The organism is Ellagibacter sp. (assembly GCF_048412355.1).
In the GTDB taxonomy this organism is placed as follows: domain Bacteria; phylum Actinomycetota; class Coriobacteriia; order Coriobacteriales; family Eggerthellaceae; genus Ellagibacter.
On the sequence record NZ_DBFSAP010000047.1, the window covers coordinates 28638 to 54073 of the forward strand.

17 protein-coding genes are annotated in these 25436 nt (G+C 61.0%); 2 read left to right on the forward strand and 15 right to left on the reverse strand.

The window, feature by feature from the left end:
• Positions 1-137: 137 nt before the first annotated feature.
• From ACMRQN_RS06920 to ACMRQN_RS06930, 3 genes are all read right to left on the reverse strand, one after another.
• Positions 138-1478, reverse strand: a complete 1341-nt coding sequence (locus tag ACMRQN_RS06920; RefSeq protein WP_418734370.1) for a coproporphyrinogen III oxidase family protein — start codon at positions 1476-1478, stop codon at positions 138-140.
• Between the two features lie 158 nt (positions 1479-1636).
• Positions 1637-2146 carry a hypothetical protein gene (locus ACMRQN_RS06925; RefSeq protein ID WP_418734371.1) on the reverse strand — a complete coding sequence of 170 codons (510 nt, stop codon included), beginning with the start codon at positions 2144-2146 and terminating at the stop codon, positions 1637-1639.
• Positions 2146-7299 (reverse strand): InlB B-repeat-containing protein, encoded by a 5154-nt coding sequence (locus ACMRQN_RS06930; RefSeq protein WP_418734411.1) that lies wholly within the window; start codon positions 7297-7299, stop codon positions 2146-2148. Before ACMRQN_RS06930 ends, ACMRQN_RS06925 begins: the two co-directional genes overlap by 1 nt.
• A gap of 858 nt (positions 7300-8157) precedes the next feature.
• Here ACMRQN_RS06930 and ACMRQN_RS06935 point away from each other — a divergent pair.
• Complete coding sequence (locus ACMRQN_RS06935) at positions 8158-8583, forward strand: hypothetical protein (RefSeq protein ID WP_418734372.1); 426 nt, start codon at positions 8158-8160, stop codon at positions 8581-8583.
• A 2-nt stretch (positions 8584-8585) separates the two neighbouring features.
• Here the strand turns inward: ACMRQN_RS06935 and ACMRQN_RS06940 are convergent, their stop codons facing one another.
• From ACMRQN_RS06940 to ACMRQN_RS06970, 7 genes are all read right to left on the reverse strand, one after another.
• Entirely contained in the window at positions 8586-9503 is a 918-nt protein-coding gene (locus tag ACMRQN_RS06940) for a thiamine pyrophosphate-dependent enzyme (protein WP_296059038.1), read from the reverse strand.
• Complete coding sequence (gene porA / locus ACMRQN_RS06945; protein WP_418734373.1) at positions 9503-10783, reverse strand: pyruvate ferredoxin oxidoreductase; 1281 nt, start codon at positions 10781-10783, stop codon at positions 9503-9505. The genes ACMRQN_RS06940 and porA overlap by 1 nt, the downstream gene beginning before the upstream one ends.
• Entirely contained in the window at positions 10780-11751 is a 972-nt protein-coding gene (locus ACMRQN_RS06950; protein WP_418734374.1) for a 2-oxoacid:acceptor oxidoreductase family protein, read from the reverse strand. Before ACMRQN_RS06950 ends, porA begins: the two co-directional genes overlap by 4 nt.
• 273 nt (positions 11752-12024) lie before the next feature.
• Positions 12025-12939, reverse strand: coding sequence for a formate dehydrogenase accessory protein FdhE (locus ACMRQN_RS06955; protein WP_418734375.1), 915 nt, complete (start codon positions 12937-12939; stop codon positions 12025-12027).
• A gap of 175 nt (positions 12940-13114) precedes the next feature.
• Positions 13115-13888, reverse strand: coding sequence for a cytochrome b/b6 domain-containing protein (locus tag ACMRQN_RS06960; RefSeq protein ID WP_418734376.1), 774 nt, complete (start codon positions 13886-13888; stop codon positions 13115-13117).
• The gene (locus tag ACMRQN_RS06965) at positions 13881-14825 is read right to left on the reverse strand and encodes a 4Fe-4S dicluster domain-containing protein (RefSeq protein ID WP_296059048.1); all 945 of its coding nucleotides are present in this window, start codon (positions 14823-14825) and stop codon (positions 13881-13883) included. The genes ACMRQN_RS06960 and ACMRQN_RS06965 overlap by 8 nt, the downstream gene beginning before the upstream one ends.
• A gap of 14 nt (positions 14826-14839) precedes the next feature.
• Positions 14840-18034, reverse strand: coding sequence for a molybdopterin-dependent oxidoreductase (locus ACMRQN_RS06970; protein ID WP_418734377.1), 3195 nt, complete (start codon positions 18032-18034; stop codon positions 14840-14842).
• A gap of 551 nt (positions 18035-18585) precedes the next feature.
• Here ACMRQN_RS06970 and selD point away from each other — a divergent pair.
• A complete protein-coding gene (selD, locus tag ACMRQN_RS06975) occupies positions 18586-19665 on the forward strand; it encodes a selenide, water dikinase SelD (protein ID WP_418734378.1) in 1080 nt (359 codons plus the stop codon).
• A gap of 2 nt (positions 19666-19667) precedes the next feature.
• Here the strand turns inward: selD and ACMRQN_RS06980 are convergent, their stop codons facing one another.
• The 5 genes from ACMRQN_RS06980 to ACMRQN_RS07000 form a co-directional block, all read right to left on the reverse strand.
• Positions 19668-20900, reverse strand: a complete 1233-nt coding sequence (locus ACMRQN_RS06980; RefSeq protein WP_418734379.1) for an aminotransferase class V-fold PLP-dependent enzyme — start codon at positions 20898-20900, stop codon at positions 19668-19670.
• Between the two features lie 54 nt (positions 20901-20954).
• Complete coding sequence (locus ACMRQN_RS06985) at positions 20955-21395, reverse strand: hypothetical protein (RefSeq protein WP_418734380.1); 441 nt, start codon at positions 21393-21395, stop codon at positions 20955-20957.
• Positions 21388-21849: a SufE family protein gene (locus ACMRQN_RS06990; protein WP_418734381.1), complete on the reverse strand. Its 462-nt coding sequence runs from the start codon at positions 21847-21849 to the stop codon at positions 21388-21390. Before ACMRQN_RS06990 ends, ACMRQN_RS06985 begins: the two co-directional genes overlap by 8 nt.
• Positions 21850-21963: 114 nt before the next feature.
• Positions 21964-23511: a hypothetical protein gene (locus ACMRQN_RS06995; protein ID WP_158048896.1), complete on the reverse strand. Its 1548-nt coding sequence runs from the start codon at positions 23509-23511 to the stop codon at positions 21964-21966.
• Positions 23512-23628: 117 nt separating this feature from the next.
• Positions 23629-25221 (reverse strand): PucR family transcriptional regulator, encoded by a 1593-nt coding sequence (locus tag ACMRQN_RS07000; protein ID WP_418734382.1) that lies wholly within the window; start codon positions 25219-25221, stop codon positions 23629-23631.
• Between the last annotated feature and the right edge of the window lie 215 nt (positions 25222-25436).

Consider the following 25436-nt stretch of genomic DNA (forward strand, 5'->3'; position numbering starts at 1 on the left):
ACGCAAGCGCCGCAAGGCCGAGTCCCCGCATCGGCGGCAGGAAGCGAATCGAGCCCGAAACCAAAAGCGGGCGACCATCCCGATCGCCCGCTTCGTTTCCGCTATAAGGTTATCCCGCTCGGAAGAAAAGCCCTCCCCTAGCACGCCATCTGGATTTCCGGCTCGCCGTCTCCGAAGAGCAGCTCGCGCTCGGGGCCAGAAAGCGCCGCGCGCGCCTGATCGCGCAGGTTATTCATGCCCGAAAGGAACTGGCGGTACATGACAAGCGTCAGGTAGCGGCCCTTCGTCGTCAGCGTGAGCTCGTCGTCGTTGTCAATCGCGAACGACCTGTTTGCGCGCATGAACGCCAGCTCGATCGGCAGCGCCAGCTCAAGCGGCTCGCCGAATTCGCGCTCGAACGCGCGCTTGTCGAGATGCAGCTGGTAGAGATGCAGAAGGAAGTAGTAACGCTCCAAATCGCGCTTCGCCATGACCGACTTGCCCATGATGGACATGTGCCCCGCCTGGATGGCGTCGTTGTATTCCTGCAGGCTGAACGAGTTCACGTACAGGCAGCCGTTCAAGTGCGTGATCGAGCCCGAACCGATCGCCGGGTACTCGTTGTAGGATACCTGCAACTCCTCGAACGGCAGCTCAACGTCTTTTTTCCCCTGGTCATTCAGGCGCGTGAACGTCCAAATGGTGTCGCGCTCGAAGAACGGGTGGTCACCGCCGGCAAGCACGCCATCGAGAATCTGGTAGTAGCGGTACTCGCGGTTGTAATCCATGCGCCCGAGCGTCTCGACCATCTTGCGCGTGGTTGCAGACGAGATGTAGAGCGGCGAGAACGTGGTCTGGCGTGCGCCGCATTCGACGATCTTCTCCAGGTCGTTGAAGAGGATGTCCTCGGTTTGCGAGGGGAAGTTGAAGATCATGTCCACGTTGAGCGAGTCGAAATACGGAACCGCCTCGCCGATGCGCTCGAAGATTTCCTCGCCCGAGCCGTACTTGTGGTAGCGGTCCATCTGCTTGAGCAGGTCGTTGTTGAAGCTCTGCACGCCAACGGACAGACGCTGGACGCGGCCCTTCAGTTCGTTGAGCCACGGCTGCACAAGGTGGTTGGGGTTGGTCTCCGACGAGACTTCCTTGATGTTGAAGTTGTCGCGCGCAAGGTCGATCGTCTTGCACAGCTCGTCGAGCATGATGGTCGGCGTGCCGCCACCGATATAGAGGCTCTCGAAGTCGTAGCCCAAGTCCTTGAGCATCATCATTTCCTTGCGCATGTTCTCAAAATACGGACGCGCAACGGACTCGCGGAACGGATAGCGATTGAAGCTGCAATATGGGCAAAGCACTTGGCAAAACGGCACGTGCATGTAGAGCATGTACTTCTCGCCGGGCTTCGGGCCGGGGAAGAACTTCTCGTCGGTCGGATGCAGGTCAAGGTGCTGCTTGGCGATGCCCTTGACCAGGTTGGTGAGCACTCGTTCGGATAACATGGGTCCCCTTCGTGACTTTCTCAAAATCAACGCCACATGGTAGCGCTTTTGCACCCCCAAACGAGCAGGAACTATTCGCTTTCTACGGGAACTGCAAGAAGGGGACCACGCTGCAGGCGGCAACTCGAACAGGAAGGCAAGCGGGAAGACGGCGCCTCTTACGCGAGGGCGGCCGCCAGCTCGCTGCGCGAGGAGAACGGTGTCTCCCTGTTGCCCGCCTCGCGGTCGATTGCGACAACGGTCCCCTTCCAGGTCGGCTCGCCGCCTTCCCCGCCAGCCGCCTTGTACTCGTCGGTCTGCACGACGTAACGGCAGTCGAATTCTTCCGGCTTCGGCATCTCCTTCAGGTCGAAGCCGTACTCCATATCCTTTAGGATGCGCTCCATGACGCTCGGCGCCGCCGCCGCGGACCCGAGCGACACGAGGCCGCGCTCCTTGTTGAAGACCGCCGTCGGCGACACGTAGATGGTGCGCAACCGCTTCTCGCGCTGGCGCTCGAGGCGATTGACTCCCACGATAACCGCGACGATAACCACCAGCCAGATGATGGAAATCACCAGGTCAAGCGGGCTGTCAACCCGATTAAAGCCCAGGAAGAACCACAACCACAGAAGGAATACGTCAATCAGCACGGCAATGGCGAGGCCAATCCAGTTGCTCTTCTTCATTATTTGCCACTTCCTTCCTTGGCGCCCGACAAAACCGCGTCCATCTCCTTGTCGAGATCGGCGGTCATGCGGCGGCGGCGCAGCAAGACGACCGCACCGTAAACCAGCGTTGCAATGGTGCCGAAAAGCATGAGCCAATGCACCCAGCAGCTCGTCGGCTGCTCAGCGCCCGATGCGCTATCGGGACTCTGCCTCTCTTCCGACTGAGCGTCGTTTCCGGAAGTTGCCTTGTCGGCGCTCTTCGGCGCAGTGGTCGCCTTCGGATCGGCAGCCGTGGAGTCGGAGCCCGTATCGCTCGGCGTCATCGAGCCCGACGGCGTCACATCGGAAGAATTCGTCGGGCCATTCGGCGTCGACGGATTCTTGCCGGGGCCGGGCGTCGGCTCATCCGTGCCAGGGCCAGGTGCCGGCGGCGTGTACGCGATAACTGTAAGCGTGCCGTTCACCTGGGTAATCTCGTAGTTGTCGAGGCTCGTGTTCGCGCCAGCTTTTACGGTGAAGGTGTTGTCGGAGGCGCCAACCGCCGTCTGCTCGCCCGTAAAGTCGTAGCCGAAGCTCTCGCCTTCGACGAGCGACCCAGCCGTCACCATTGCCTCGTGCTTGGTGAGCGCGGCACCGTCATACACCTTGGAATCCGTCGCGGAAGTTACCGTCACGGGACGCTTGGTCACGACGAGCGGGGCCTTCCCGCACGTCACATTGGCGAACTGGGCGGTGACGTCCTCGCCGGCGGCATTCTTGATCACGATGGTGGAAGCGTCGATCTCGGCCAGAAGCTCGCCGGCGTCCGTGATGGTGCCCTTGGTCGCGGCCTCGAGCGTGAAGCCCGCAGGCAGACCGTCGACATCGATACCAGCGCTGGTCAGCGGCTTGCCGTCGTAGACCTTGCTGCCGTCGCGCGGCGTGACGGTGATTGCCACCTGGCTCGGGGTGACCTCGAGGGTACCGATGGCGCCTTCCACGACGCTATAGTTCGACTCCTTAGCAGTGCCGTCCCATGTGATGGCATAGGAGTTGGCGCTCGTGCCGACAAGCGTCTGGCTGCCGGTGGCGGCGAAGCTGGCGGTCTCGCCGTTCACGAAGCCCGAGATCTCCCCCGAAGCCGTGAGCGCCGTGCCATCGTAGGGCTTCGACGCGCCGTGCGTGGTGACAGTGAGAGTCGCGGGGTCAATCACAAGGCGGCCGTCCTCCACCTCGAAGCTGACGTTCGAGAAGTTCTTGCCGGCGTAGCCGAAGTCGCCCGCCTTGAGGCCCATGGGGTAGCTGCCCGCGTCGATGCCCGTTACCTTCGCCGTGCCCGAGAACGCGATGTCGCCCGCGTCGAAGCCGGCGGGCGCGTCGGCGCTCGCGGTGCCGCCGATGACGTAGGAGACGGCGTAGCCCTCGACGCTATGCGCCGTGCCGTCGTAGGTGGAGGAGCCGCGGTTCCCGACGACCTTGACGACGACCTGCTGGGCGTTCGCGGCCACCTTGAGCTTGCCGCACTTCGCGGTCACCAGATAGTCATCCCCGCTCGTCCCCTCGTTGAACGAGAAGAAGAAGGTGTTGTCGCTCTCGCCAGCGTCGGTCTGCGAGCCCGTGACGGTGATGGTCACGCCCTCGCCGTCGACGAAGCCGACCCCTTCGCCCTTGGGCGTGACGCTGACCGCGTCGTTGGTGAGCGGTGTGCCGTCGTAGGTCTTGTCCGCGCCCCCGGACTCCAGCGTGACGAGGCGCTTCGTGATGGCGACGTTCTCAGAGCCCGTCGCGTACTCGCCGGCCGCGTAGTTGGCCCCCGTCGCGCGGAGCGCAACGGGCAGGTGACCGAAATGCGTCAGCGAGACCTTCGAGGGGTCGCTCACCCAGTTCACGCCGTCGACGCTGTACTCGACCGAGAGCTCGTTGCCGTGCTTGTCCCAGGCGCGCGCATGGTAGGCGGAAAGGGGCTCGCCGCCGTAGACCTTCTGCACGTCATGGGCATCCCACGTGACGGCGTTCTCGTCAATTGCACCGGGGACGATGTGCAGCTGCCCGTCTTCAATCGCAAAGACCACGTTCGAGAAGTTGGCGCTCCTGTTCTCGAAGTCGCTGGGGAGCAGGCCCATGTCGTAGTCGCCGGCGTCGGTAGCGGTGACGCTTCTATGCGCGGCGTCGCCCGCGAAGGCGAAGTCACTCTCCTTGTAGAGGGCGGAGGAAATCTTTGCGACCTCGTATCCCTCGACGGTCTTAGCCTCGCCGTCGTAGGGGAACGTCGCGCTGTTCTCCCTGATGGTTACGACGACCTTCTCGGCGCTGGCGGTCACCTTGAGCTTGCCCTTGCCCAAGGTGATCCGGTAGTTGGTGAGCTTGGTGGAGCCTGCCGCCGCGAACCCTGCGATGGTGCTCTCGCTCTCCCCGGAGTTGAGCTGCGACCCGCCGTAGGTCACGCCCGTGACGCCGTCGCCTCCGACGAAGCCGGTGGCGGTGAACTCGCTCGCCACAAGCGACGTGCCGTCGTAGGGCTTGCTCGCGTCCTTGGGGCGGATAGTCACCTCAGCGGGGTCGATGACGAGCGAGCCATCCTTGATCTCGACGTCGAACTCGCTCGTCACATCGTTGCCGGCCGCATCGATCACCTTGGCGGTGCCGGTAATGTTGTTGGTGTAGGTGCCGACGTCGGTCGCGCTCGGGTCCTGGGTGGAGAGGCCAGAGACCGTATACGTCTTCCCGCCGACCACGAACTCCGTAGTCTTGAGGCCCACGGCGGAATGAATCTTGCCGTCGTAGGTCGCCGGCGTCGAGTTCGCCTCGACCGTGATGGTCTCGGTCGCTCCGCGCGAGGTCACGTTCAGCGTGCCCTTCTCAGTGCGGATCTCGTAGTTGCCGGCCCTGGTGCCCTCAAGGTAGTCCCACCCGACGATGGAGCTCTCGCTCGTCCCCGGCGCGATCTGCGAGCCGGAGAACACGGGGTTGGAGATGCCCTGGCCTGCGAGGAACTGGTCGGGCGAGCTCTCGGCGACCTCCCACTCGCTCGCCGTGAGCGCCTCTCCGTTGAAGACCCTGGAGGCGTCCTTGGGCTTGATGATCAGCACGCGCTTCGAGATGTAGAGGCGGCCGTCCTCCACCTCGAAGCTGACGTTCGAGAAGTTCTTGCCGGCGTAGCCGAAGTCGCCCGCCTTGAGGCCCATGGGGTAGCTGCCCGCGTCGGTGCCCGTCGCCTTCGCCGCGCCCGCGAACGAGATGTCGCCCGCGTCGAAGCCGGCGGGGGCGTCGGCGCTCGCGGCGCCGCCGATGACGTAGGAGACGGCATAGCCTTCGACGCTATGCTCCGTGCCGTCGTACTTCTCGCCGCCCGTGCTGCCCTTGATCTTGACGACGACCTGCTGGGAGTTCGGGCTGATCACGAGCTTGCCGTCATTCGTTTTCGCGACAATGTACTTGCCATCGGCGCTCACCGTGCCGACCGCTCCCGCAGCAAAGGTATAAGGATAATCGCCCGCATCGGTACCCCTGCCGCCGAGAAGCGAGACACCCGCGAACGTGGCCTCTGCAACATCGCAGGTGTAGCCTTCGACGCGCTGCTGCTCGCCCGTGTATTCCCTCGTTGCAGAATTCGCCGTGAGGGTCACATTCTGGTAATAGTAGACGTTGATGACGGTGCTGCCATCGAGCTCGACAGTTGCAGTTGCCGTCTGACCAGGCACTACGGTGTAACCGTCGATGCCCTTCGCAAGGTCGGAGGCCGCAACCTCGCTTCCCCACGGGGCGCTCAGCGTCTCGGAGTTGGCAACTTTCTGCTCGGTGCCGTTGAGGTAATAGTTCACTTGATAGTTGGCAGCGTCCTTCTCGTAGTAGAAGACGATTTCGGGCGTCTCGCCTTCGACAAGCGTCGCCTTCCCGGACGCCTGCGTCGGATCGACCAGGTGGTAGCCCTCGATGTCATCCTTCGCGTCCGCCGTCACAACATCGCCGGCGTGCCCGTAGAGCATGTCAGAAGGAGAAAGTTCCTTGTCGGTGCCCTGCTCCAGGTACCTCACCTTGCAAGCGGGCAACTCGTTCCATGTCGCCGTGAGCGTGACGTTGTTGTTGGGCATGGTGAAGCTCGCGCCGCTTTCAAGCGTCGTCACGCCATCGAGACCCGAGACGGTCCAGCCAGCGAACTCGTACCCTACGCGGGTAGGCTCGGCTTTCACCGTCTGCGTCGAGCCCTCTTGGGCAGCATGCACGAGAGCGTCGCCGTTGTTCCAGCTTCCACCCGCCAAATTGTAGATAACCTGGCGCCCCGAAAGGTACTTGGCATAGAAGTTCACGTTCCCGTCTATCGTGTAGGGAAGCTCCACCTGCTGAGTTAAGGCCTGGTCGGTATACCACCCATTGAAGGTATATTCGATGCCGCCAACCTTCTTGGAAGGCGGAAGGCTCACGTCAGGAAAGTCGGCGATGTCGGTGGTATCGCCCTCGCGATACGTCAGCTTCGAGGCGACAAGCTGGAATCCCTCGCCCGGCGTCGTCGGGTCGTCAACGTAATAGCGAGCGTTGAAGAGGTTGCGGCATGTGATGGACACGGAGCAGTCGACATGGTAGCCATCGTTGTTGTTCGTCAGCTTATACGGCTTGATGCTGATGGATTCCACGTCATCATCGGTCACCGTGACGCCCGGCAGCATCCCCTCGATTACCGATTTGTACGCCTTGAAGATCTTGTTCCAGTCACTGCTTCCGCGAGCAACCTGGTACTCGTCCCCCGTGGAGCCGTCGGGCCAGGTGATCACACGATCGGAAACGCGATCGAAGATGGCTGTATCACCGTTATCTTTTGGGAAATTGCTGCTGTTGAGCCCCGTGAGGTTCACGCTGCCGCTACCGAGGCTGGTCCATTGGGTTGTACTGGTGGAATCGAGCGACCCGTTCGGGTTGTTGAGGTAATAGAAGAGGGCGCTATGGGTCGCAGCCGTTGGGGAAGTTACCGTCACTTCGTGCGTCGCCGTAAGCGTGGTGCTGCCGTCCGGGCTCGTATAGCTCAAGGTGACCGTCGCGGCGCCTTGGCGGACGCCCGTCACCGTTCCGCTTTGATCGACCGTGAGAATGTTGTCGTTGTTCGAGGACCAGACGTAAGTTCCCTCAGCATTTGCGGGACTCGTCGTTCCCGTCAGTTGTGCGGTTGAGAACTGGGCAACGGTGTCAGCGCCGGTGATGGAAAGAGACTGCGCAACCGCTGCGTCCGAGGCGGCGGAAGGATCTGCAGCCCCTTTGCTGGTTGTGCTGCTAGCAGTTGAGGGGGGGTGTTGGGGTCACCGCTATCGCCCGCAGCGTCAGATTCCATGCCCGCGAGGGCAGGGGAAGAGCTCCCAGCAGATTCACCGTCTGCACGAGAGGCGGTGTCGGCCCCTTCGCCGGTCGATGTCGCGTTGCTTGCGGAGTCGCCGGCCAGCTGGTAGCTCCCTCCGACGTTGGCCGCGCCATCTTCCGCATACACCTCGGCAGGATTCACGGCAGGCCAGCCGAAACCCAGCAAGACGGCAGACAGCACGACAGAGACAACCTTGTTGCCCCATGATGTGCAATTGGCCGAGCTTTTAGCCTCTCCCATGTGCTTTATCGTATTGTTCATGTTCCTCACCCCGTCAGCCTTCGCTTCTAATGAAGCTCACGGCCTAACTATCTCCGCAATTTCAGCTGGTCATACTTACCTCTCGTCACAGGCAAGCCCTCTGTGATGGAGGGACATTTCCAGATGCGGGTTTACGAATTCAATATACTAGCACTTTTTGGGTATTTGCAGGATGACAATATCGCAAATAGTTACCTCAGTATATTGTTCGCTATTTATCGCCACCTGCTGTTTCATTGATTCACGTACCAATTATTAGTAAGGTGACGAGGTGATTCACCATACCCATTGCTTCAATTCGACGTAATGGAATTTGGGCGGGGTGACAAATAGGTTTCAAAACCACCTTTACGGCAAGGCTCGCTCGACGTCCCAGTGCCAAATATGGGACAATGGCAATCGATGGAAGCCGCTCGGAACGGAGGCGACGATGGCAAAACACATGACGAGAAGGGCATTTGTGACGACAGCGTGCACAGCCGTGGCCGCAACGGCGCTCGGCTGCAGTGCCTCGAACGACGCCAAAGCCACGTGGACCTGGACGCAAGACGACGACCTGCCCGTATTGTGCATGCAGGTTTCAGGCGGCGCCATCGTTGCCATGCCAGGTGCAGGATGGAAGCCGCAAGACGGCTGGATTCAAGTGCAGCTTTCGGGAGGGTCGATTCCTGGGAAAGAAATCGAGTCGATCACCCAAGAAGGATCGACCCTCGTTGTAAAGCTGAAAAAGCCGACGAGCGAAATCGAGACCATGGACTTGCGCCTCACCGAATACCGAGTCGAAGGCGGCGAGGTCTCAAGCATCGAGTCGGTCGACATCATCGACAAGGGCGAGCGCCACGAGGCGCAGCTCGGAGTGGACGGTTAGCGTTAAGCCCAATCGCGTTCGATCATTTCCCACTTCGCATCGCGCGAGCGCTCGACCAGGGAAATCTCCTCGTCGCTAAGAGCACGGAAGCGGCCTTGGCTCTTCAGGTAATCGCGCACGCTCGCGAACTCGCGGGGCTTGCGGTTGAGCGTGAACTTCCCGCCAGGGACGCCGCTTTCCTGCTCGCCCTCGTATTCGGCGAGATACCACAACCCGCAATCGACCACGTCGCGGGCGAGATCGACCATCTTCGACTCGGGAGCGCCCCATCCTGTCGGGCACGGCGCGATCACGTGGATGAACCGCGTGCCGTGGATGCCCTTCGCGCGCTCGAGCTTTTTCAGGAAGTCGTTCATATACCCGACGCTCGCCGTTGCGGCATAGGGAAGCCCGTGAGCTGCGATAATCTCGAACACGTTCTTCTTCTGCGTGAGGCACCCGTGGGCGTTCTTCCCTGCGGGGGTCGTTGTGGTCTTAGCGCCGAAGGGGGTGAGCGAGCTTTTCTGGATGCCCGTGTTCATGTACGCCTCGTTGTCGTAGCAGATATAGAGGACGTCGTCGTTGCGATCGATCGCGCCCGAAAGCGCCTGGATGCCGATGTCGGCCGTGCCGCCGTCGCCCGCAAAGCCGACGACCGTGCAATCGTCAGGCTTCTTCCCCTGCGCGCGCAAGCCAGCCTCGATGCCCGTAAGCACTGCCGCCGTGGCCGCGAAAGGCGTGATCATCGCGTTGTTCGCAAAGCACAGCTGGGGGAAGTTGAAGCCGACGGCGCTCATGCAACCCGCGGGCAGTGCCGCCACCGCGTTCGGGCCGAGGACCTTCAGCGCTGCGCGGACCGCAAGCGAGCCGCCACAGCCAGCGCATGCCTTATGCCCGAAAAACAGCTCGTCAGCAGGCATGTTCTTCGCATTCATCGCCATTATCGCGCACCTTCTTCGCAATCGTCGCCGCATGCAGGCTGGCTTGCAACGGGAAAGTCTATCCCAAGGAAGCTCACGCGGCCGAGCCCGGCTCTCTGGCCGGTAGAGACATCGTCGTAGCTCCGCCCGGCGGCAGCATCATCGCGCCCTCGCTCGCCCGCACTATCGAGCAGCGCGTCGAACATGGCGTCCATCTGGGCACTCGTGATGTCGTCACCGCCGAGGCCGCCGATGAAGTTGAACGTCGGCATCGTGCACCCCGCTTGCTGGAGCGCAGAATTCACGTTCGTGAACACCGTGCCCTCGGCCCCGAAGGAGATGTCCTTCTCCAGCACGCCGACCGCCGCCGCATCCGCAAGCGCTTCGGCGATAAGCTTCGCTGGGAAGGGGCGCATGTAGCGGATGCGCAAAAGGCCCACGCGCTTTCCCTGCTTGCGCAGCCTTGCGAGCGACTCGCGCGCAAGCCCCGCGATTGAGCCCAGCGTCACGAGCACAACTTCGGCATCGTCGCAGTTCACCGCTTCAATAGGACCCGTGTACGCTCGCCCGAAGCATTCCGCGAAGCGCGCTTCCACGCAATTGATCGTCTCGAACGCGCCGAGCATGTCTCTGTGCTCGTAGTACTTGAAATAGCGGTTGTAGTCGGGGCCGGCGGAATACCCGATGTTCTTCGGATGCTCGAAGTCGAAGCAGTTCGTCGCCTGATACGGCGGCAAGAAGGCATCGGCGTCTTCCTCGGCGGGCACATCGACCGTCTCGTAGGTATGCGTGAGCGCGAACCCGTCGAGGTTCACCATGAACGGAGTGAGCACCGCGGGGTCTTCAGCCACCGCATATGCCATAAGCGCCAGGTCAAGCGCCTCCTGGTTGTTTTCCGCATACGCCTGGATCCACCCATGGTCGAGCAGCGCCAGCGAATCGCGCTGATCGCCGTAGATGTTCCACGGGAGCGCCGTTGCGCGGTTCGCGTTCATCATCACGATGGGAAAACGCCCGCCCGCGGCGTAGGTGAGGACCTCCGCCATGTAGAGAAGGCCCTGGCTCGAGGTCGCCGTAAACGTGCGCGCGCCCGTGGCGGATGCGCCCATCGCGCAGGAAAGAGCCGAGTGCTCGGACTCCACGTGTACGTATTCGGCGTTGAGCGAGCCTTCTTCCACCATCTCGGAAAGCCGCTCGACCACGACGGTCTGCGGCGTGATGGGGTAAGCGGAAATCACCTGCGGTTTCGCGAGACGAACGCCTTCGGCGAAGGCCTCGTCACCTGAAAGGAAACGCTTCATCGCTCATCACCCTCGCTTTCGGGGACCATGGCAAGCGCGCCGAAGCGGCACACCTCGACGCACACGCCGCACCCCTTGCAGAAATCGTAATCGATAGCCACGGCTGCCGCGCCCGCTGCATCTGCCGTCTGCCGCGCAGGACGGAAGATGCAGCCATCGGGGCAGTACAGGTAGCACTGCAGACAGCCCGTGCATTTCCCGGCATCGAGCACCGGACGCATATTGCGCCAGCCTGCGTTCTTCGCCACGAGGTAACCGCCGTCGTAGCAGGTAGTATGGGCGAAGTCGGCGGGATTGAGCGCAGCGGTTTGCAGCGTGGGAATGAGCGCCTCGCCGCGGGAAGCGGGCGCAAGAGCAGACTCCCCCTCGGCCGTTTCACGTGAAACAGACTCGCTGACCTGGTGTTCTGTGGACTCGTCGGCATTTCCAGCCACTTCCCCGGCACAGGTCTTCCCCACCGCCTCAAGCGCCGCATCGACTACGCGCTTGTTCTTCTCGTGCAGCTTCGCGGGCATATAGCCCTCGATGGCTCGCTTCACGTCGTCGGCGCTCACGTAGTCGCACACCGAGCACAGCGCACCGAGAAGCGCCGTGTTGGGAATCGGCCTGCCAAGAATCTCTTGAGAGATCCCGTTCGCATCGATGGACACGATGCGCGGGTCATCGAACGAGTGCACCGAGTTCACGATAACCTTGCCGCCGGGAAGCAATTCATCCTCCCAACCTTCGCCAAGCAGCGTATCATCGAGGTAGATAACGTAGTTCGCCCTGTTCACTGCACTGCGATCGCCAATCGGCTCGCGCGACATCTTAGTGAACGCGCGCATAGGGGCGCCACGGCGTTCAGGGCCGAACGAGGGGAACGCCAGCGCATAGGCGCCATCAGCGAACGAGGACGCCGCGCCCAAAAGCCGTGCCGCTGTGAAGGCCCCCTGCCCGCCGCGACCGTGCCAAAGCACTTCGATCATGTAAAACTCGCCTTCTTATTAGTTTGTGAGATGAGCATCAGTATAGGCGAACCAGGCCGCACCTGCGTGGTTTCGACGATTCAATACGAGCAAGGCAAAATCGAGAGGGTTTTGGTGACTTCATTTTGACGCCACGGCATCTCTGGGTGGACCGTCGTCAGGGAAATAACGAGGGCGCCGACAACGTCGACGCCCTTGAACGAGACCCCCGCATCAGCGAGAAGAAAGCTCACACCACCCGCGGTTCGCTCTACTATTCGCCTGTTTGCTCGCCTATTCTCCCGTGCGCTTGGCCGACCCGCCCGCAAAAGAGGGATCCATCGCCACGGCGTCGAGGCGGGCCATCACGACGTCTTCGATCTCAGGAGAATATGGCGCGCTGTCGCCTTCGCCTGCAAAGCGCGTGCGGATGTAGCTGCCGCACTCGTCGCACGTGCCGATGCGATGGCCCTCATCGCCCTCGATGTTGAAGTAGTGCAGGTTTCCCTGGTTGCGCGTACCGCAGCGAGGGCAGCGGATGCGATCGAATTCCCAGCTCGTCCCGCACTGCGCGCACCACAAGGTCTTGTTGCGGCCGTCGCCCGAGCCGCCCTCGCCCACACGCGCGAGCGCCGCGTCGCCGCCGCATGCGGGGCAGTGCATCTGATGATCGTAAAACACCTTCGCCTTCTTGCGGGCGCGGGCCACCGCTTCGGCCGGACCCTCGAGCTGCCAACGAAGCGCGAGCGACGCGAACAGCTGACCCATCTGTGCCTGAAGCTCGGTCATACCGCCGTCCACCAGCTGCTCGGCGAATGCGGCCAGATACTCCATCGGCCTCTTGCCCGCCAGGGCGACATCGCTTGCAGCAATGGCATCATCCCAATTGACGCCCGTAAGCGCAGCAGCCATCTCGTCGTCGAAGCCGCCCAGCTCGGCAGCGCGGGCGATCACCGCTGACATTCCGCGAGCAAGCGCCTCGGCGTCGATTTCCACAGGGGCGTTCGAGAACACGGGAATCTCCGCCTCGGAAAGCGCGGCCACGCGCTCCGCAGGAGGCGCCTCATAGCCCGCAGCAGTCTGCCCCGCCGCATCGGCGCCATCGAGCGCCGCCCACAGGCTCATGAAGAAATCGATGCGCGAGACTTCGACCTCATCGAGCGTTTTCCCATAATGCTCCGCCGCAAGCTTGGCAGCCTTGTTGTTCATGTTCACGCCTTTCTCGTCGATCGTATTTGCCTGCCTCGACCCAACCCAAGCGTTTGACGCGAGGCGGGCAAATAGCGAGCCGTCTATCTCCACAGAGAACGGGGACCCACCCGAGATTGTCGGATGGGTCCACCGAATCAAACTTTCCACCAGCCTCAACGGCTAATAGAATCAGTTACTTGGCTGCAGGCTTCTCAACCACGTTCTTGCCCTCGGTGATCTCCTTGCGAGCCCAGTGGCCCCAGTGGTAGATCGCGTCGGACTCGGAAACCATGCCGTTGCCGAACATGAGCTTGTAGGTGCCGCGATACGGCTGGAAGATGCCCGCGCCCAGGAAGATGTGAGCCAAGCCGAACACGGCGATCATCAGGAAGCCGAAGTCATGCAGGAACAGCAGGACGCCATGAACCGTCGTGCCGAGAGCAAGACCCAGCTCGCCGATGAGCAGGATAACACCAGTAACAGCCATGAGCAGGCCGAACAGCCACAGCATGCCGTCGGCGAAGCGCTGACCGGACTTCACCTCGTCCTGATCGGGCATGTGAATCCACTTTGCCAGGAACAGGTAGGGGAAGAACAGCGCCATCCACTTCTTGTCGTCGGAAGTCCACTTCGCAAAGAGGTTCTTAAAGATGTGGCCAACACCCTTAGGCGATGCGATAGCGCTGAACAGCGGAACCACAACGAAGATGATGCCGCACACACGGTGCACCATGCGGAAGACGAACACGACGTCGGAGCCCACCATCTGGGCCAGAGGCGGAATGAACACGAAGCAACCGCTCAGGCACAAAAGGATGCAGGCGATAACTGCGATGCCATGCGTCAAACGAGCCTGCAGCGAGTGGCGCTTGATGTAGCGCTCGGTTCCAGCGGCTTCGCGATCTTTGAGGAACTGCTTGTCAGCGGCAAGCTGCTCAGGAGAAACGTTTACTGCTTCGTTACTCATCGCTGCCTCCCTTCCCGATGCCGAACGGATGATTCTCGAGGATGTGCTCCTTGATGGACTTCTCGTCCTGAGCGTCGCCATGCTTGACGACGTCGCCGGTGATCAGGCTGACGGTGTCCTCGGTCTCGGGGTTGTACACGAGCTTGTCGCGCTTGTAGCCCACGCCCAGAGCGAACATCGCCGCGAGGCCCACAACCGTGAGGCCGGTGACGACGCCCGTGACGGGCTTCATGACGCGGGTCATGCCCACCGTTGCCGGAGCGGACGGGTTGGCCGGAAGACCCGTGGCCTCGCGCCCGTACTTCAGCACGGAGATCACATGCAGACCGCCCATCTCGTTGGCGCCGTAGATCTCGGCGTCCTCGTAGCCGCGACCCTTCAGGATCTCAAGGCGCTCCTGGGCAAGCTCGAGCATCTCGTCTCGCGGCCCGAAGCGAAGCGCGTTGGGCTGGCAGGTGGAAACGCAGGCCGGGTCCATACCCTGAGCCACGCGATCCGGGCAGCCGGTGCACTTGTTAACGTAGTCGCGGATGCCCTCGGTGCGGTAGCGCGGCACGTCGAACGGGCACACGCCTTCGCAGTAATGGCAGCCGACGCACTTGGAGTCATCGACGTGGACGAATCCGGTGTCCTCGTCCTTCGTGATGGCACCAGCAGGGCACACCGTGGCGCAAGGAGCCTCGGTGCAGTGCTGGCAGGAACGACGGTTGAAGATCCAGTCGACGGGCTTCTGCCCGCGAACCGCGTCGCGCTCCTGGAACGTCTGAATCAGGCGCGTGTTGCCGTTCAGGTCTGCCGGGTTTTGGAGCGAACCGGAGAACTTGTTCTCGTTGGTGCCGATCGGGGACGGCAGGTTATTCCACACCTTGCAGGCAACCTGGCAGCCCTTGCAGTTCGTGCACAGGGAGGTGTCGTAAAGAATAGCCATTTCAGTCATGTCTTACCCCCTCCTTATGCTTTCTCGATGTTGACGAGGAACGCCTTGTACTCGGGCACCATGGTGTTCGGGTCGCCGACGTTCGGGGTCAGGTCGTTTACGGTGTCGCCCGTGCCGTACAGGTGCGTCCAGCCGAAGTGATGCGTAAGGCCCACCTGGTGCTGTGTCTTGCCGTGAATCGTGAACGGCTTCAGGCGCTTGGTGACGTAGGCGTCGACCACGACGGAGCCGCGCTTGTTCCACACGCGGACCTTGTCGCCGGGCTTGATGCCCTTCTCAGCAGCGAACTCTTCGGACATCTCGCAGAACTGCGACGGCATAGCCTCCACGAGCGCCGGGCAGGAGCGGCTCTGGCCGCCGGTCTGCCAATGCTCGGTGACGGAGTAGGTGGTCGCGATGATCGGGTACTCGTCGGTTCCACCATGGGCGGTGGACTCGTATTCCGTGAACTTGATCATCGGGTTGTTCTGCGAACCGTTGAGCGCGTTATCGAACGGGCTCTCGAACGGCTCGTAGTGCTCGGGCATCGGGCCGTCTTCCATACCGTAGGATTCCAGACGCGCGTTCTGCTCCCACAGCATGAAGAACGTGTTGTTGTTCGGCGGAACCGGCTTGCCGTTCTTGGCGGACACGAAGTCGCCCTGGTCGACCAGATCCCACTTGCTACCGTCCCACTCCATGAGCTTCTTGTCGGGATTCCACGGCTTGCCCTTGGTGTCGCAGGAGTTGCGGTTGTACAGGATACGACGGTTGGAAGGCCAGCTGAACGCCCAGTTGGAGTTCAGGCCAAGGCCCGACTTGTCGTTGTTGTCGCGGCGGCCGATAGGCTGCTGGGCCGGATCGAGCGGAGCGTCGTTGTTGTTGTAGAAGCCCGAGTAGATCCACATCGCGCAGGAGGTGGAGCCGTCGGCACCGAGCTCGGAGTAGCCCTTGAGCAGGTCGACCTTGCCCGCCTTGAAGTCGGAGTTGGCCGTACGGTAGCCGTTGAGCGCCCAGGAAACCGGACGGAAGTCGATCTTACCGTTGACGTAGTAATCCCACTTCGTGTTGAGGATCGGGTCGGGGTTCGCGCCGCCTTCCTCCTCGTACAGACGGCAGATTTCCGTCCACAGGAGGTCGCACATCTCGAGGTCAGGCTTGGCCTGGTCCCACGGCTCGACTGCCTGGTAGCGCCACTGCAGCCAACGACCGGAGTTCAAGATGGTGCCCGGCTTCTCGTAGATGAGCGCGCAGGGGAGGAAATACACCGTCGTCTGGATCTCGGCCGGGTTCATGTCCGGAGCCTTCCAGAAGGCCGCCGACTCGGTTTCGACCTGGTCGGCCACGACGAGCCAATCGAGGTTCGCCATCGAGCGGCGCACATTGCCGGCGTTCGGGGCCGAGTGGCAGGGGTTCATGCCCCAGTTGAAATAGCCCTTGATGACGCCCTGCTTCATGAGCTCGAACGTGGAGATATGCGTGTAGTCCTGGTCGCCCTTCTCGGAGGGAACCTTCGGCCACCAGTCGTAGCCGTAGTCGTTCTCGACGGTTGCGGCATCACCGAACCACTCCTTGAGGGAGGACACGATGAACTTCGGCTTGTTAGTGTAGTAGCCGGCGGAATACGTCTGGGATTCCAGCCACTTGCGCAAGCTGGAACGATCGGTGGTGTTTGCCCACTTCAGATAAGCGGGATGCTCGTTCACCATCATGCCCATGTCGGTTGCACCCTGAACGTTGGGCTCGCCGCGCAGAGCGTTCACGCCGCCGCCGGGGATGCCGATGTTGCCGAGGAGCAGCTGCATAACGCACATGGCACGCGTGTTCTGGGCGCCATAGGAGTGCTGCGTCTGGCCCAGTGCATAGAGCACCATACCGGCACGGCCGGGCTTTGCGGTGGAACCGTAGGTGGAGTACACCAGCTCGAGCGTTTCCTTGTCCATGCCGCAGATGTCGCACACGGCGTCGAGGGTGTAGCGCTCGTAGTGCTTCTTCACCTGCTGGTAGACGCACATCGGGTCCTGAAGCGTCATGTCGCGCTTGGGGAGGGTGAGCGTCGGCGTGGTGAACTCGGGAACGCCGTCCTTCTTAACCCAGGCGTAGTCGCCCGAAGCGGAGGTGTCCCAGTTCTCTTCCTTCTCGGTCTGATAATGCCAAGAATGGTTGGAGTAGGTCTTGGTCTTCTCGTCCCAACCGGAGTAAAGGCCGGTTTCGGGGTCGAAGTCGAACTCGGGGTCGAGCAGGTAAGACGCGTTGGTGTAGTTGAGCAGGTACTCGTAGTTGTAGTCGCCCATCTCAGCAGTGGCGAGGTACTTCTCGAGATTCGGATCGATCAGGTTCTCGATGATCCAGTGATACATGCCGCCGTAGAAGGCGATGTCCGTGCCCGAGCGGATGGGGCAGTAGATATCCGCCTGCTCAGCAGTACGGGTATAGCGGGGATCGACGACGATCCACTTCGCTCCGCGGTCGTGGGCCTTGCCAAGCCACAGCGAGCTGACCGGGTGGTTCTCAACGGAGTTGGAACCGCAGTGGAGGATGACGTCGGTGTTTTGGAAGTCGCACCAGTGGCTCGTCATAGAGCCGCGACCAAATGATGCTGCCAGACCGGCAACGGTGGGGCTGTGTCAAACACGCGCCTGATTGTCGATGGCGATCACGCCGAGCGATCGCATCATCTTGAGGATCAGGTATTCCTCCTCGGAGTTTTCCTGGCTACCGCCCAGGCTGGCAATTGCCGGGGTGCGGTTCACGGTGAGGCCGTTCTTGTCGGTTTCCTCGAACGTGGCGTCACGCGTGTCCTTAACCTTGCGCGCGATTTCCTTGACGGCGTCCTCCCAGGTGATGTCTTCCCACTCGGAAGCACCGGGGCGGCGCACCATAGGCTTAGTAACGCGGTCGGGGTTCTTGATGACCTCGCGCGTTTCCGGATCCACAATGTTGCGGAGCTGGAACATGGCCGCGCCCTTCGGGCACAAGCCACCTTGGTTGATGGGATGGTCGGGGTCACCTTCGAGATTGATCAGCTCGCCGTCGCGCACCGAAAGAAGCGAACCGCATCCGCCTGCGCAATAGCAGCAGATGTTGGTGTACTCTTCAGTGTTCACGAGCTTCCAGTCGCTGTTCGACTCAACAGCCAAAGCAGGCGACTGCTGCGTCAACTGGAACGCCATGCTCGTCGCGAACGCTGCGCCGGTGGCTTTCATGAAGCCCCTGCGTGTCAGGTTCATAATCTCGTCTCTCCTTCCAAATTCTCGTCTTCCCTCGTCTATACCGCGTCAGGGCATACGCTGCCCTTTCGTCAATTGCTCATGGTACGAGACTTGTCGACACAAATTCAACAAATGAGACCGCAAAAGGGCTATTTGTCGGGGGAACGGCCTTTCCTTTGCAAACTGATACTTGACCTGGGATAACGCATCTTTCTCTCCAACATTTTCAAAGGAAGCTCAGAAAGTATTTTTTGCAATGTGAAGGTTTTGTAAGATATTGTTGAATTGACCTGCACTATCCTATTCGAGAATAGCCCACTTTATGGACAGGTTGAATCTGGCACGGAAATGGGTTGATTTCCTCTCTTTCATCAACCTTGAGGAATGATGCGCGCAAATTCCCCGCGACGATGCCTTCCCAATTGCGAAATGGCAGGGCTTTCGAATAGACGACGCCTCCCCCGGCGACGTCGGGTGGAAAGGAGCAGAGCGGCATCGGAGGGAAGGCAAGGACGCCGTCGTCCCGCACGGCGCTGGTATACTGAATTCGACTCGAAAGGAGATTGCCCATGAGTGAGAAGGAAAAAGTTGCGCTAACGAAGCTCACCAGCAAGGGCGGTTGAGCGGCGAAATGGGGTCCGGGCGACCTCGAAGATGCGCTGCACTGCCTCTCACCGGCAATCGATTTGCCCGACAAGGAAAAGCTCCTCCTCGGGTTCGAGACGAGCGACGACGCGGCGGTGTGGGAAATCAATAATACGACGGCAGCCGTGCTCACGGTCGACTTCTTCACGCCCGTCGTCGATGACCCCTACGAGTTCGGACGCGTTGCGGCGGCGAACGCGCTCTCCGACGTGTTCGCGATGGGGGCCCGCCCCCACGTGGCCTTAAACCTGCTCGCGCTCGACAGCGAGCTCGGTGCCGAGGTCGCGGGGGAGATCTTGCGCGGCGGCGCCGACACCGCGCATGCGGCGGGGGCGTTCGTGGCGGGCGGCCACACGATCGATGATGAGGAACCGAAATACGGCCTGTGCGTGTTCGGCACCGTCGATCCGAGCAAGATCGTGCGCAACGGCGGCGCGGCTGCGGGAGACGTCCTCTACCTCACCAAGCGAATCGGCACGGGAATCATGAGCGCGGCCGTGAAAAACGAGCTCGTCACCCAGCAGGAGTTCCGACCTGCCGTCGAGTCGATGATGGAGCTCAACATCGCAGGCGGCGAGGCCATGGTTGCGGCGGGCGTCCACGCGGCGACCGACGTGACGGGCTTCGGGCTGGCGGGACACCTCCACGAGATGCTCGAAGCGTCGAATGCGGCGGCCGAGCTGGACTTCGGCGCCATTCCCACCTTCGATCGCGTATGGGAGCTCTCGTGCGCGTACTGCCGCCCCAACCGAGCGTTCTCCATCATGGACCTCGCGGAAGAATACGTGCGGCAGGGCACGCTCGACGACGATGAGTTCGATAACCGCATGGGAGTGATCTGCGACCCGCAAACCTCGGGCGGCATTTTGGCAGCCATCCCTCCCGACCAGGCAGAAGTGTTCGAACGGGAATTCGAGCGGCTCGCGGGGCGCGCGGCGTGGAAGATCGGCCGCATCGTCGATGGCGACGCGGGCACAATCTCGTTCACCGACGGAGCGTTGTAGTTTTACATGCGAGACCGTGCGGCCCGGAGCATCTGCGCGGCACGGCCTATCTGCTGCGCGGCAAAGTCGATTTCGGCTGTTGTGTTGTAGAATGCCGGCGACAGTCGCGCCACGCTGCTCGTTCCCAGCCAATCGAGCACGGGCTGTGCGCAGTTGTGTCCGCTGCGCAGGGCGACACCGCGCGCGTCGATGAGCGTGCACAGATCGAGCGGGTGCACCCCGTCGATTGTAAACGACACAAGACCCGCGCGCTCCTTCGGCGAACCAGCGATATGGAGCCCCTCGATTTTCCCAAGCACGCCAATTGCATGGTTGACCAGGTCGGACTCATACGCCGCAATCTCCTCGCGACCCAAAGCGCACAGGTAGTCGCATGCCGTACCGAGCGCGATCGCGCCCACGTAGTTCGGCGTGCCCGCCTCCAAGCGCAAAGGAAGCTCTTCCCAGGTGGTTAGCGCTTGCGTCACCTTCCCCACCATCTCGCCCCCGAAGTCGCGTGGTGCGAGCATCTCGAGCGCCTCGCGCGTGCCGCAAAGCGCGCCGATGCCCGTGCCCGCCATCATCTTATGGCCAGAAAAAGCCAGGTAGTCGACGCCCAAATCCGCGATGTCGACCACGCCATGGCGCATGATCTGCGCGCCGTCGAGCACGAACAAGGCGCCCGCATCATGGGCCATCTGGGCAAGCCTCTTCACGGGGGTCACGGTGCCGAGCACGTTCGAGCATCCCGTCATCGCGACGATCTTCACCTTCCCGTCGGCGAGCAGCTCCGCATAATGTGCCTCATCGAGGTCGCCCTCGGCGGTGAGCCCGGCGACGCGGAAGTCGGCGCCTGCGGCAAAACACGCCTGCTGCCAGGGAACATAGTTGGAGTGGTGCTCCATGAGGCTCACCACGACGGCATCGTCTGGCCCGAGTTCGTGCGCCAGGCCGCGGGCAACCATGTTCAAGCCGTCGGTCGTGCCGCGCGTGAACACCACGCACGACGAATCGGCCGCGCCGACGAAGCGGGCGACCGTTTCCCGCGCGCGCTCGAGCGCGTCGGTCGAGGCGTGCGCCAGGTAGTGCATTCCACGATGCACGTTCGCGTTGCTTGTCCGATAGTGCTCAGCAACAGCGGAAAGCACCTGTTCGGGAACTTGCGTCGTCGCCGAGTTGTCCAAATACACGAGAGGATGGCCGTGAACCTGCTGTCCCAAAATCGGGAAATCCTCACGTACGCGTTCCACATCCATGTTCGCCATCCCTTTCGCCCTGGTACCTCGTTGCATGCCGAGCATTCTAGTTCATCAGGCATCTCGGCGCATGGACGGGTCATCTTTCGCATCGAAGAGCGCGTCTGCGAGCTGTGTAATCGTCTCAAGGTCGGCAGACTGCTCGGGCGTGAAGCGCACGTTCAGCGCGCGCTGAAGCGTCAAGGACAAAAGCACTTTCTTGATGTCGGTCGAGCTTTGGTTGGTGCACGTGGTCGAGCCTTCCGCAAGCTTCACGCTCTTGTCGTTTTGGCGCAGGAGTTTCTCGACGCTCTCATCGGCAAGCTTCAAGATGTCGTCGGTGCCCAAAGCCCGCACCTCGTCTTCGGTCAGGAAAAACTTGGCGAGCGTGTAGTTGCGCACCTCCTGGCGAAACGCCTCGCGACTAAGCGTGCCCGACGTGATTTTCTCCTGAGCAGCTTGCGCGTCCTTTGCCGCGATATCGAGGCGATCTTTCAGCGTCATCGTGCTAGTCATGATGAGGTTCCTCCTTATCGGAAAGCGCCTTGCGCGCAAAATCCTTGATGGTTGACGCGATTGCGGAAACGCCCGCCTGCCGCTTCGCGTCGAAAATATAGACGAGCTCGGTCTCTTCCACGAAACGCACGGGGCACTCAATAATCGCCCGTGCATCTTGCCCCGAGAACATTTGCTGGAACAGGTAAATCACACCGCGCACCATGAGCGTGTCGCTGTCGCCGTCAAGCGCGAAGCCCTCCCCTGGCACCGCACCCGCCCACGAGGGGTAGAGCCACACCTGCGACTGGCACCCCTCAACGAGCACTTCTTTCACTTTGCGCTCCTCGGGAAGTTCCTCGAGCTGCGCCGACAGCTGCAAAAGGTAGTCGAACTGCTCGAACGTGTCACCGGCGGCGACGAAGCCGTCGATGAATTCCTGCTGGATCTCGTCAGGAGCCTTCACGTTCCCCATCCCCTTTCTTGCCGACCCGAGCCCCGAACTCGGGAAAGAACAAGCCCGCGACGTCGATTGCGGCGCCGCGGGCTTTGGCGTTCGGCGCGTGATACGCCTTCTCGTTGGCTCGATTTACGCCTGGACGATTTCCAGACCGAGCAGCTCGCCGAGCTCGATGACCTGCTCTTCGAAGTCACCATAGATCAGCGGCATGTGGTTGCCGATGGCGGCTTGCTTCTTGAAGAAGTCCTTGGAATCCTTCACCTGGAAGAACACGCCCATGGAGCAGTTGGTCTGATCGTAGCCCATGGAGGTGATGATCTTGCCCTTCGCGACGAAGAGCTTCTCGACGTTCGGGTCGACACGGCACATCGTGATCGTCTGGCCGGCGTCCTCTTCGAACTTGTAGCGCAACGTCGCGCCGAAGCCGGAGCGGGCGAAGGATCGAATCGCGTAGGGGCGGAAGTCCTCGTCGAAGGATTCCCAACGGCGGTTCGGCACCGAGTGGAAGGTCAGGACGACGTTGGGGATGTCGCCGAGCTCTTCCATCTTCTGGTCAACATGCTCGGGCGTGAAGAACAGCGCCTTGGGCAGCTGGGCGCGCACGCCATGGCGCACCGGGCTCGTGAAGCAGTTGCCCATGTAGGACGGGCGACGGCCGATGGCTTGCAGCATCAGCTTAGAGACGACGGCGCCCAGGTCGTACTCGCATGCGGACGGGATGCCCTGCTCGTTGTTGAGCGAGTGGTTCAGGCACATCGTGAACTGCTTCTGGTTCAGGCGGCGCGTCGCGCACAGATCGGGGCACGGAGCAGTGAAGCAGTTGCACTCGTAGGCGTCGAGGAACTTCTGGATGCCGTAGTTGGCTTCGACGGACTTCTTGACCATCTCGCGCGTCATCTCGCACTCTTCGGCGCCTGCGATGAGCTCGTCGGTTTCCTTGTCGATGATCTTCTCGTCCTCGGCGGTGAGGTTTAAGCCCTTGCGGCCCGGCGTGCAGTAGTTCTCCATCGGGTCGTCGTAGGAAATCTGGTCAAGCAGCTCATGAGCGGAGACGTAACGGATGCGGGTGCCGAAGCGCTCAGTGATCTTCTCGGGGTCGATGATCGAGTCGGGCGCGCTCACCGAGACGGTGCTCGTCATGCGGGTCGCGGCGAGGATCTTCGAGTCCTTCATGACCTTGCGAGCACGCAGGACGGTCATGTACTCGGTGGCGTCCTCCCAATCCTCGAAGGAGTAGAACTCAAGGCCGCGGGCAAGGAACTCGGCGGACGTGATAGCAGAGGCGCAGCATGCCTGGGTGATGGCGCAGGGCTTGCCGACGCGCTGAGCAAACTCGAGAGCCAAATCGTAGGGGCGGCTCGCATACCCGATAAAGTACAGGTCGACTTCTTCGCTTCCCTCGGCAAGCTTGTCGATCATCTCGTCTTTGGTGAGGAAGTTCTCGTCGCGCTCGACTTTGACGGGCTCGAGCAGGTTGACGACGTTCTCCGGCATAGCAGCCTGGAGCTGAGCATACCAACCCTTGAACTTCTCGGCGGCCATGTGGAGGTCGAATTCCTTCTCAAGCTGGATGCCCTCACCGAAGCGGCACGGTCCCTCGAACACGTACTCGTGATACAGCGTCAAGAAAATCGGCTTCACGTTGAGACGAATTTCCTCATGTTTTTTGATGGCCATGATGACTATCCTTTCCCCTGTTCTGCGGCACTCTCTCCCGTGCCGTGCTGACATCGAGAAGAGTACGGCGCGCCGCAGCGTAAATCATGGGGCCGGAATCACCGTCTTCGATAAATTCTATTGTGCATTTTGCATAATCTCGATGTCGTCGAAGCGGTACGCAAAGAGCAGCGCGAAGCGAAGAGCAGGATCGGACGTGTCGATACCGTACGCACCCTCGATACGGTCGATGCGGTACTTCACGTTGTTGCGATGCATATGAAGCTTCTCGGCAACGATGTTCGCGCGGCGTTCGCACATGAGGTACTCGTAGAGGAACTGATAGTTGTCAGTGCCCCGCTCGGCGTCGTCTTTCGCGATAGAACGAACGACGACGCTCGCGTAGGTTGAATTCAAAAGCGGCAGGTCATCTCCCATTTTGTCGGCGATAAAGGCGATTTGGGCTCGATCGAACGAGAAGATACGGTTCCAGTTGAACGAAATCGGCAGCTTATGAGCGCCCGGCTTGGCCTTCGCCCCAAGCCGTGCAGCCTCGCGCGCCTGTCGATAGGCAACGGAAGCCTTAGCGAGATTCGTGAATTTGGAGCTGCGTCCGCAGATAAGGTCCATTTTCTCCATGAGCTCGTTGATGCGCGATGAGATGGATTTATGCCCCCTTGGGCACGAACCGACCTCGCAATGCAGCGCGCACTGCGGAGAGAGGCAGTTGAAGCACAGCACCGTGATGCAGCCGTCGAAAAGGACAACTTTCGCCGGTGCCACCATCGTGGCCAGGTCGGAAAGAAGCCGCGAGGGAGACATATCCTCGTTAACGGGAATCGTGAACAAACAAAACCGCGCTTCCGGCGGAATGCCCACGAGCTTGCACCGCTCGCGAACGATGGTTTCGTTGCCCTCGTGGCCCAAAAGAAGATCATGGAGAAACGTGTCGACCGCGTTGCCCGAAGGCTTGTCTTCCGGGTATTCGCGCTCGGCGATACGCTTGACGCGCGTCAGGAAAAGGTCGAACGTGTCGTAGAGATAGTCGCAGGGGGAAAGCTTGTTGCACATCATGACGACGATGAGGCTGAAGCTCGTCTTGGTTTTGAACGACCTCACGACCGTGACGTATTTGCAGATGGAGAGCGTATCGTTGACGATGAAGCCGTCCTCTTTCGCCCATGGCTTGAAGCGCTTGTGCAGCTGGAATTTCCGGATGTTCTCCTCGGTATGGTAGCCGTGCCCGATCAGCTCCATCGTAATCGGATCGTCACAGGGAGTCCCCTTGGTGTAGGCCAAAAGCTTGAGAGCCGGATCCACTACGACGACGTTGTTGCGCAGCATCTTCTCGCTCACATCCATAAGCTCTTGAAGCCCGCCGCCGCGGCCGAGCACCGCGTCCATATCGCGCTCCCACATCCCGAATCGATAGAAGATTTCGAGCAACGCGTTGAATACCTGGAGCGTTCCCTCTCCCCCCGTGACGGAAAGCACGGCGGTCTGGTCGGGCTTGGTCGCGTGATGGTCCACGAAAGCTGCGTGGCGGCCGTAGCCTCGGACGCTTTCGCAGTCTTCGCTCGTCGAGCAAACGTAGAGGATATCGTCCCCCGCAATCGACGATTCCCCCAGATAAAGACGGGCATTTTCAAAATTAAGACTCCCGTCAGACGAGATTGAGACGTTCCCCATAGCCTCAAGTTCGCGCTTCATGATGTTCAGCGAAACACCCATGACCTACTCCCCTCAGATAAAGCCATTGCGCCGTATCCCATAATGGACTATCTCCCGTCCGATTGCTTTAGTCGAAAGCCAGGCTTTTCGATAATCTTATTATGCAAGATGCACAATAGTATTTCACTCCCATCGTGCACGTCTTGCAAGAAGCACAACAGTTTCCCTTTCTTTCGTATGCCCCATGCCCACTGACTCATGTGCGCGAGGCCTAT